General features: G+C 67.4%; 6 protein-coding genes. 1 reads left to right on the top strand and 5 read right to left on the bottom strand.

Features of this window, described 5'->3' with window-relative positions:
• Positions 1–3 precede the first annotated feature (3 nt).
• Together AC1RN0_RS01255 and AC1RN0_RS01250 are read right to left on the bottom strand one after the other, a co-directional pair.
• Complete coding sequence (locus AC1RN0_RS01255; RefSeq protein WP_492785608.1) at positions 4–1,359, bottom strand: MFS transporter; 1,356 nt, start codon at positions 1,357–1,359, stop codon at positions 4–6.
• A gap of 71 nt (positions 1,360–1,430) precedes the next feature.
• Positions 1,431–3,722, bottom strand: coding sequence for a TonB-dependent receptor (locus AC1RN0_RS01250; protein ID WP_492785607.1), 2,292 nt, complete (start codon positions 3,720–3,722; stop codon positions 1,431–1,433).
• A 127-nt stretch (positions 3,723–3,849) separates the two neighbouring features.
• Here AC1RN0_RS01250 and lhpI point away from each other — a divergent pair, with 127 nt between their 5' ends.
• Complete coding sequence (gene lhpI / locus AC1RN0_RS01245; RefSeq protein ID WP_492785606.1) at positions 3,850–4,821, top strand: bifunctional Delta(1)-pyrroline-2-carboxylate/Delta(1)-piperideine-2-carboxylate reductase; 972 nt, start codon at positions 3,850–3,852, stop codon at positions 4,819–4,821.
• Here the strand turns inward: lhpI and AC1RN0_RS01240 are convergent.
• Genes AC1RN0_RS01240 through AC1RN0_RS01230 form a run of 3 tightly spaced genes read right to left on the bottom strand, consistent with a single transcriptional unit; the run spans position 4,785 to position 9,834 of the window.
• On the bottom strand, positions 4,785–6,077 hold the full coding sequence (locus AC1RN0_RS01240; RefSeq protein WP_492785605.1) for an alanine racemase: 1,293 nt from the start codon (positions 6,075–6,077) through the stop codon (positions 4,785–4,787). The two genes, lhpI and AC1RN0_RS01240, sit on opposite strands and share 37 nt — an antisense overlap.
• Positions 6,078–6,079: 2 nt before the next feature.
• Complete coding sequence (locus AC1RN0_RS01235; protein ID WP_492785604.1) at positions 6,080–8,296, bottom strand: S9 family peptidase; 2,217 nt, start codon at positions 8,294–8,296, stop codon at positions 6,080–6,082.
• On the bottom strand, positions 8,293–9,834 hold the full coding sequence (locus AC1RN0_RS01230) for a serine hydrolase domain-containing protein (protein WP_492785603.1): 1,542 nt from the start codon (positions 9,832–9,834) through the stop codon (positions 8,293–8,295). Before AC1RN0_RS01230 ends, AC1RN0_RS01235 begins: the two co-directional genes overlap by 4 nt.
• Between the last annotated feature and the right edge of the window lie 53 nt (positions 9,835–9,887).

Below are 9,887 nucleotides of genomic sequence, written 5' to 3'. Positions count from 1 at the left end.
TGCCTACTCCGCCGGCGCGGCGTGCGAGCGCCGACCCTCGACCCGTCGTCGGATGATCTCCGCGCGGCGACGGTCGATGGGGAACCGCCAGATAAGCGACGCGGCGAGCACGTTGCAGATCATCGGCAGCAGCATCCCGACCACGATCAGGCCGACGATCGCGCCGCTGCTGTTCACCGCACCGGGCTTGGGATCGTAGCTGATCATGGCGAGCAGCCAGAACGCCACGCCACTGGAGACCGCGGCGCAGAACTTCACCGCCAGCGACGAGGCCGCGAAGTAGCTGCCCGCCGAGTTCTCACCTGTCTTCAGGATGCCGTAGTCGATTGCGTCGGCCATCAGGGCGCGCGGCGCGACGATGTCGGCCCCCCCGACCGCCGAGCGGACCATGGCGAGGATCAACAGCGGCCAGATGGCGTGTTCGCCAGGCGGCACCAGCAGGGTCAGCGGCGTCATAGCGGCCGAGAGACCCCAGCTCAGGGCCCAGGAGCGGTGCTTGCCGAACCTGTAGATGATCTTAAGCCAGATCGGCATCGCCGCGAAATGAACGGCCTGGTAGCCCATGAAGATCAGGCCGAAGTTGTGAGCCTGGTGGAAATATCCATCGAGCAGCAGGAGCTGTGTTCCGAGGTAGATGCCTCCGCCAAAGCCGCCAAGCAGCTGGGAGCAGAGCAGGACCTGAAGCGCGCTGTTACTGCGCAGGGCCCGCCAGAGGCCGCTGAGTTTCGGGGTTTCAAACGCCTTGGCCGATTGCGCGCCCGACGGCACGAAAATGGCCGCCAGGATGACCGATCCGGGCAGGACGATGAGGCTGGCCCATCCCACCGCGCGCAACAGCTCGGCGCTCATCCCCTTGCCGAAGATGCCTGTGACGGAGGCGGCGAAAAAGACGAAACCGCCGGCCTGGGCCGCGAGACCCTGCCAGCCGGAAATCCGCGAGCGATCATTGTAGTCGCGGGTAAGTTCGGTCAGCCAGGCGTCCGAGGGAAGCTCGAACATGGTCCAGCCCAGATAGAAAATCAGGGACCAGAGCAGGAAGTAGGTGACGGTTGCGTCGCCCCCCGGCTGGAAGAGAAAAAAGATCGAGGCGGCAATGAGGATCGCCCCACCCACGATCCAGGGTTTCCGAGCGCCCCAGGGCGATTTGGTCTTGTCGCTGAGCCAGCCAATCAGGGGGTCGGTGAAGGCGTCGAACAGGCGGGACGCGATCAGCGCTGTGCCCAGTCCCGCGAGCGTGGCCTTCGTGTTCTGGGCATAGAAGGTCGGCAAAACATAAAAGAAGGGCGCCGTGATCAGGCCCAGCGCCAGTTTAGGGAGAACGAAGGCGGCAAGCTGCCCGATGGGTACGCGAGAGGTCATTGAGGGGGTCCTCGGCATCAGGGCTGCGGAGCGATGCGGCGGGGATGGCCGTCCATCCCCGCCCGTCCAGTTCAGTTGAACTTGGCCTTGAACTCGAGCCCGATCATCCGGGGCCGACCGACGGTCGTCCCGAGGACGGCGCTGCCGGCTCCGGAAATGTCCAGCTGGATCCGTTCGTCTGTCAGGTTGCGGCCGAAGAGATAGACGCTGTAGCGGTCGTTCTCGACCCCGACGCGGGTCGCGAGGGTCGTGTAGGCGTCGAGCTCTTCGGAAGGCAGGTTGCGGAAGTCAGAGAACGACTCTCCCTGGTAGACGACGCTCACCGTGGCGCGCCCTTCCCAGCCGTTCGCTACCGGCCAGGTGTAGGTGCCGGACGCGGAGTAGCTGACATTGGGCACCTTCTGCAGCTGGTTGCCCTTGGCCGCGATGATGTCGGGATCGCTGGCGCTCGGGTCGATCGCTGTGATCTCCGTGTCGATCAGGTTGAGGCCCGCAGACAGTTCCAGCCGGTCCGTCGGCCGGGCCGTGACCTCAAGCTCAAGCCCGGTGACCTCCGCCTCGCCGATGTTGCGCACCGCGAAGAACGGTGGCGTGGCGATATCGTCAAACACCTGCACGTCGGTCCACTCGATCCGGTAGAGCGCTGTGGCGATCGAGAACCGGTTGTCGGCCGTGTGTCCCTTGAGGCCGACTTCGTAGTTCCAGACGCTGTCAGGCTTGAACGGCGTCACCCCTGTGAAGCCGCCCGAGCGGAAGCCCTTCGAAGCCGTGGCGTAGGCCATCCAGCCGTCGTTCATCTTGTAGGAAAGAACGAACCGCGGCGTCGTGGAGGTAAACGTATCCGAGACGGGGCCGAACTGGACCGGCGTCGTCGTCGGCGGGTAGGTGCCGAAGTTATACTGGAACAGGCCATCCAGGTTCTCCCGGTTGTGCACCTCCTCCGAGGCGTAGCGCAGGCCGGCGGTGAAATCGAGACGGGGCGTAAGGTGCACCGTGACCTCGCCGAAAGCCGCGATCTGCTTCCAGTCGAAGGTCAGCAGGGTCCGGCTGCGACGAATGCCCAGGTTGGCGAAATTGACCACCGGCGAGTTGGTGATCACGCCTTCGAAGTAGGTGTCCTTGGTGTCGTGGCGGTCCTTGTAGAAGGCGCCGACGATCCAGTCGACGCGCTCACCGGGCTTCGAGACCAGACGGATTTCCTGTGTCAGCTGCTCCGCCTCGCCAGTGAAGTCGACCAGCGACTCCGGCGTCGTCACGAACGGGAAGCCCGGAGGGGCGCCAAACTGGGCGAAGGGGCCGAAGCCGGCCGCCGCGCCGCTGATCTCGTTGTAGAAGAAGCGGGTCCCGCCGGTCTGGTTGTTGTTGCCGACCGTGTTCTGGGTCCGCGTGTAATAGGACGTGTCAGAGGTCAGGTCAGCGAAGCCCAGGTCCCAAGCCAGCGTGGCGCTGAGGATGCTGAGATCGTCCGAAACCGACTCGTCGACCCGCGTCGAGCGTTTCAGGTCGCCGAGCGCGGGGTCGATCACATTGCGAGGCCCGCCCAGCGAGATGCTCTGGCCGATATAGGTGAGCGTGAGATCGGCCGTATCGGACAGGCGCAGCTTGAGGGCCAGGCGGCCTGTCAGGGTCTGCTCGTCATTGTCGGCATGCCCCGGCCCGACGTTCGTGATCCAGGACGCGTTGTTGCGATAACTGAGCACGCCGCGGATGGCGGCATTCTCGCCCAGCGGCGCATTGAAGAAACCGGCGGCGGAGTAGTTCAGGCCGTCGCCGTTTTCGAACTGGGACGCTGCGGTCTCGAAGGAGCCGTAAGCGCCGGACATGTCGGGCGCATTGGTGATGATCTTGACGGTGCCGCCCAGCGAACCTTCGCCGTACAGCGTCCCCTGCGGCCCGCGCAGCACCTCGATGCGATTGACGTCATAGAGCTTCAGATCAGGGTCGAGCTCGTTCTGCGTGACGGGCGTTTCGTTGATGTAGACGCCGACGCTGCTGGTCACGGACTCGGACGACAGGCCGCGGATCGTGATCTTCGTGATACCCGGCACCGGGGCCGTGATGTCGAGACCCGGAATCAGGTCCGCATAATCCTGGACATCCTTGACCATCAAATCGTCCATGGCGTCCTGGCCGAGCGCTGCGATGCTCCCGGGGACCGTCAGCAGCGATTGTTCGCGCTTGTTGGCCGTCACGATCAGCGAATCCACCGTCGTATCGGTCGTTGGGCCCTCGGCGAACGCGGGCGTTGCCAGAAGCGCGCCGACGGCCACGCCAAGCAGCAGATTTTGCAAGCGGTAAGACATGTTGAACCACCCCCTCTTTTGCCGTTCAGGATTTCCTGTTCCGGCCACGCTGACCATCATGATCCGCACCCGAAGCGTATGCCGCCCCGGCGAATGCGAAACGGCGGCGCGTCACGCCCGGCCGTCGCGATATCACTTTGCCCCAAGACTCCTCCCCCGGACCCGGGTTCTCGGCTAGAGCCGGAACATGATGCACATCGGTACTGACGCGGTCGCTGCGGCCGCCGGCTATGAAGCGCTCGCCGACGCCATCGCGGCGGCGTTCCGCGAGGGGGTCACCGCGCCGGTCCGCGGCCACTACACCGTGCCCGTGCCGGGCGCACCCGACGCGACCCTCCTGACCATGCCGGCATGGACCGAGGGCGGCTATCTTGGCGTCAAGATCGCGACCGTGTTTCCCGGCAACGGCAGGACCGGCCGGAGGGCCGTTTCCGGCCAGTATCTGTTGCTCAACGCGATGGATGGCGAGCCCCTCGCCCTCATCGACGGAGGCGAACTGACCGCGCGCCGGACGGCGGCGGCGTCCGCGTTGGCTGCCTCCTTCCTCGTGCGGGGGGACGCGTCTGTGATGACCATGATCGGCACGGGCCGACTGTCGGCCCACCTGGTCAAGGCGCACCTCGCCCTGCGTCCCTCGCTTCGCGAGGTGTTGGTCTGGGGCCGGAACGCCGAAAAGGCCACGACCCTGGCGGCACAACTAGGGTCTGAGCGCCCCGACCTGGATATCAGCCGGACAGAAGATCTGGAGGCATCCGTCCGCCGGTCCGATCTGGTGAGCGCGGCCACCTTGTCGACGGATCCGGTCATTCGGGGCGCCTGGCTGCGCCCGGGTGTTCACGTCGACCTCGTGGGCGGGTTCACGCCCGGCATGCGCGAGGCCGACGACGAGGCGATCCGGCGCGCACGGGTGTTCTGCGACACGCTGGAAGGCGCCCCGCACGAGGCCGGTGACCTTTGCCAGCCGATCGCGACCGGCCTGCTTGATCCCGGGGCGCTGACCAGCCTGACCCACCTCTGCCGCCGGGAGCGGCCGGGTCGTCAGGCGGCGGAAGACATCACCCTGTTCAAGTCCGTGGGCTGCGCCGCCGAGGATCTGGCTGCCGCCATCAAGGTCTACGAGGCTCAGAAGAAGGTCCTGAACGCGTCCACCACGTCATAGTCGGCGTTCACGACCGGGATCACCCGCCATTTGTCGAAGGTGGTGCAAGGATGGGAGATGCCGAAGGCGACCAGGTCGCCAACCTGGATCCCGTCGTCCGCCGGCACCTCGAGGTGCAGGTGCTGGTCGTTGAGCCTCAGCGTCCGCCAACTCGCGGGCGCCGGCCGCGGGGCGCTGTGCAGGCCGGGCCGGAACCAGGTGGTGGGCGTCGGCAATTCCCAATCATAGGAAATGTCGCGCTTACCGAGATTGACGTAGGCCCGTTCTGCTTCAGGGCGCGACTGGACGGCGCCCCAGACCTCGAGGGCCGGCTGCAGCGCGCCCGGCAGGGCCGCCGCATCCGGAGACCGGGTGATCAGGCGCTCGATGCAATCGGCGTAGTGCAGGCTGTCGTGGGTAATGTAGCAGCCGCTGCGGATAACGATCTCCACCGGCCGGCCGAGATCGAGACGACGGAAGCGTTCGACCACCAGGTCGAAGAAGTCGGATCCGCCGGCGGTGAGCAGGAACGGCTCCGTCGACGGCGGCAGTTCCGCGGCGATCCGTTCCGCCGCCGACGCCGCCAGGTCCAGCAGTCCCGCGACCGGGCGCTCCGGATCGGTCTTCTCTGCCTCTGGGAAGATGCTCTCGTAGGTTTCGACACCGGCCAGCCGGACTTCCGCCAAGCGCACGGCGAGGCGCGCCAGGGCGACCCCCTCCCCGATCGTGCGCACGCCCGTTCTCGCGCCCGCAGCCCCGATCTCGATCAGGACCTTCACCGGCCGGTCGAGGCCCAGTTCTCGGGCCGTGTCCGCGAGCGCCTGAAGGCCCGCTTCGGAGTCGACGAGGCAGTAGAGCTCGAACGCCGGATCGCGAAGATGAGCCAGGGCCATGCGCAGGTTGGTCCGCCCGACCAGTTGGTTGGCGAGGATGACGCGCGGCACGCCGGCGGCGCGATAAACTTCCAGATGCCCAGCCGTCGCACAGGTGATCCCGAAGGCGCCGTCCGCCATCTGCAGGGCGAACAATTCGGGCGTCATGGTGGTCTTGCCGTGGGGGGCGATCGTGACCCCGGCCATCGCCGTGAAGGCGCGCATCCAGGCGCGGTTGGCGTCGAGCGCCTCGCGTTTGAGCACGGCCAGCGGGAATGGCAGGTCCTGCCTCAGGACGTTCCAGCCCATGTCTCCGACTCGCCCCTGGGGCATGGCCGCCAGACCGCCAGGCATGCCCTTGGTGGTCGAGTCCACCGGCAGCGCGCGGATCCAGTCGATGTCCATCGTCAGACCACCTCGTCCAGGGGGCCTTTGAGTACATAGTGGGGCGGCGGTTCCTGGCCGTTGAGGTGCCGCACGAAGAAGTCCCAGAGGCGCCGGGTGAAATAGCCCGCGCCGCCGGGCGTCATGTGGTTGTGCCCGGGCATGATCAGCAGCTCGAAGTCCTTGTGGGCCTTCATCAGGGCATGGGCGACCTGCAGCGTCATCGCCGGGTGGCAGTTGTCGTCCAGCTCGCCGGCGACCAGCAGGATCTTGCCCTGGAAGTTAGCCGCAAGGTCTCCGTTCCGGACCCGCCGGTAGGACTCCGCCTCGAACAGGCCTTCGTACTTCTCCCCCCAGTAGGCCGTGTAGCCCAGGAGATCATGGCTGCCCGCCGCCGCGACGCCGGCCTTGAAGAACTCCGGGTACTCGAACAGGGCCCGGCAGGTCGCCGTGCCGCCGCCGGAAAAGCCGAAGATGCCTACCCGGTCGAGATCGAGGCCGGGATAGCGGTCCGCGAGCTGGCGGATGGCCACGATATGGTCCTCCAGCCCCCCCGCCCGTTCCATCCGGCGGTAGGAGATATCGTGGAACGCCTTCGAACGGAACGGCCCCCCGGTCGCGTCGATGGTGACGACCGCGAAGCCGAGCATGGCCATCGCCGCGCCGCCGGCCAGCGACCCCATGCCCCAGAGGTCGCCCGAGACGCCGGCCTTGGGCGTGCGGATGGTCTGGGGCCCCGGGTAGATGCTGTCGATCACCGGCCAGGAACCGGCGTCGTCATAGCCGCGCGGCAGCCACAGCGCCCCGTAGATGTCGGTCTTCCCGTCGGCCGCCTTGACCCGGAAGGGAACCGGCCAGGTCCAGCCGGCCTGTTCCAGGGCCGACACGTCCACCGTCTCAAGCACCGATACGACCGCCCCGTCAGCCGTGCGGCGGAGGACGGACACTGGGGACTCCGTGACCGTCGAATAGGTCTCGACCACATGGCGGCCATCCGGCGAGACGCCCTCGGCGCGGGGCGCATCGAAGTCGGGATAGCCGCGCCAGGTCAGGAACGGCGGCGGCGACCAGACCGCGACACGGTGCTCGGCGGGCTCGGGCGTCAGAAGGGTCAGGCCCGACCCGTCCAGCCGCACCGAATAGAGGTGCTGGAGGTAGGGGTCACGGTCAGGCTCACGCCCTCCCGCCAGGAAGAACACCCGACCGTTCGCCTCATCGACGCGGACAACCTCCCGCACCACCCAGTCGCCGGACGTGAGCTGGACCAGCGGCTTGCCGGTCATGCCGTCGTGCAGCCACAGGTGCATCCAGCCGCTGCGCTCCGACATCAGCAGCAGCTTGCCGCCGTCGTCGAGTACTCGGCCAATCGGTTCGTTCCAGCCGACGTTCGCTTCGACGTAGGTCTGGCCGGCCTCTGTCCAGAGTAGGGTGGCCACGCCGGTCGCCGGGTCCACCCGGTGAATGTGAAACGCCTTGTCCCCCCGATCGACTACCATGACGAACAGCACGGCGCCCGAGGCCGACCACCAGACCTGGGCCCGCTCGATCGGCGACTCGCGGGTGATCAACTGGGGCGACATCTGGATGGGCCGCGAGGCGCCGGTCTCGATATCGAAGATCGCAAATTCGGCCGTGGCGAGGACTGCGTCATCCGGTGTCGAGAACTTAGCCGAATAGAGCTTGGGCAGCGCCGAGCCGTCCTTCGGACAGGCTTCGAGGAAGTGGAAATCCCGCAGGTCGCGCTCGTCGATGCGATGGGCGACGACGCGCCGGGAGTCCGGCGACCAGGCGGCCACCGGCAGCGGAACACGTCCGGACCGGGTCTGGGTCACCGGCTCGAGGCTCGTGCCCGGCGATCCGCCCCAGCCGTTCAGCGGAACCCCGTCCGTCGTCAACGGGCGGTCTTCGCCGGTCGTGACGTCACGAAGGATGATGTTGTCGTCGACCAGGCGCAGCGCGCGCCGCCGGTCCGGCGACGGCAGCTCTCCATCTCGCCAGGCCTGACCCGCTTTCGCCGGTGGGCCGGCCGGAACGCGCTCGCCTGTGGCGACATCGACTCTGACCCACTGCTCCACACCGTCGGCATCCTGACGCCGATACCGGAACGAGGCGCTGTCGGCCTCCCAGATTGGTGAAACAGAGGCGTTGCGGACAAGCTTAGCCGCGTTCCAGGACAGCAGAGCCTCGGCCTTCTGATACGCCTCGACAGACAGTTTGGGCAGGCCGGTCGGGGCGGTCATGGAAGTCTCCGGAACAGGATGCGTTCGGCCTTGGCCATTGAAACAAGAAGGGCGTCGTCGGCAGTGCGGGTGATGACCGCGCCCGCGCGCGCGCCGTCGGGGCGCAGCAGGGTCCAGACGTCGCGGGCCACGGGCTGAAGCGGATAGGGGGGCGAAGGTCCCTCCAGGCCGTGGATCACCAGGCCATCCTCCAGGACCTCCAGCCGGGCCTGCACCTCAAGGCCCTGATAGACTCCCGTCGGCGGCGGAGACGCCCCCGCCGGGCGACGAGTCAGGGTCACCGGCGCCCCGCGACCGGCGGCGAGCGCGAGGCTGTCCGCTCCCAGCCGCCGCACGACGGTATCGCTGCCGGGATCTTCGAGGATGTCGGGAGCGGCGGCCGACAAGGGGACCGTCCAGCCGAACTGGGTCAGTTCGGCGAGGTCCCCGTTCACTGTGATCTCGGCGGTCAGCCCCGCCCTCTCGTCCTGCCAGCAGCCGGCCCAGTCCGGCGCCAGCGATTTCGGCGCGACGGGCCGCCGGGTCGCCGGCTTCAGATTCAGGAACAGGTCCGCCAGCCTGAAGCCCAGCTCTTCAGCGTCGCCGGCCGGCCCGTTGAACGCGGTGACCACCGCCCCTCCTTGATCGGGGAGGCAGACGAGATTCGTCGACATGCCTGCCAGCCCGCCGGCGTGGCCGAACCACCGCGCGCCCCCGCGCTCTCCCGTGCCAAAGCCGCTGGCGTACCAGCTCGGATGCCCGCCGGTCAGCAGCGTGGGCGTTGTCAGACGAGCGATCAGGCCCGGTGGGCCGAAGCCGCCGGACGCCAACGCCGCCCCGTACCGCAGCATATCGTCCAGCGTGCTCCACAGGCCGCCATCACCCGCCTCGTGGACATCGAGGCGCGGCGCCCTGAACCCACCCTCGCCATCCTCGAAATAGCCGAGCGCGGCCTCGTTCGGCTCCGGGATGGTCTGGATGCGGAATTCGCTGCGGGTCATGCCCAGCGGATCGAGGATCCTGTCCCGCACGAGGGTCGCGTAGGTCTGGCCGGTGAGCGACTCCATAACCCGACAAAGGGCCACGAAGTTGCTGTTGGAATAGGAGTACCGCGCGCCCGGTGGGAACATCAGGGTCGGCTGCGCCAGAGCGTGCCGCTCCATGGGCTCCCGGGGATAGACCCCAGCCATGCGGCCTGCCTCCAGCCACATCAGCGGGAAGTAGTCGCGCAATCCACTGGTGTTGGTGACTAGATGGCGGAGGGTCAGGGGCGTGTCGTAGTCCGGCGTCGAGGGAAGGTGACGGCGCAGGGGGTCGTCCATCGACAGCGCGCCATCTGCCTCCAGCAGGCCAAGAAGCAGGGCCGTGAAGGTTTTGGTTATCGAGCAGACATGAAAGCGGGTGTCGGGCGCGAAGGGCCTACCGGTCGAAAGATCGGCGAGGCCGAATGCACGCCGCCAGACCAACTCCCCATTGACGACCACGCCGGCGACGCCGCCGGGCGCGTCTGGGCGGGACAGGTCGTCGATCATGGCGTTGGCGGCATCCGACTGGCGCATTGGGGCCCTCCTCGGGACACCCTGCCGCAAGCAGGGCCGCGAGCGTCAAGGCG

This window comes from Caulobacter sp. GW821-FHT12F03 (genome assembly GCF_058806855.1).
The sequence above is the reverse complement of the archived record's forward strand: the minus strand, read 5'-3'. Positions and strand labels throughout refer to the sequence as shown.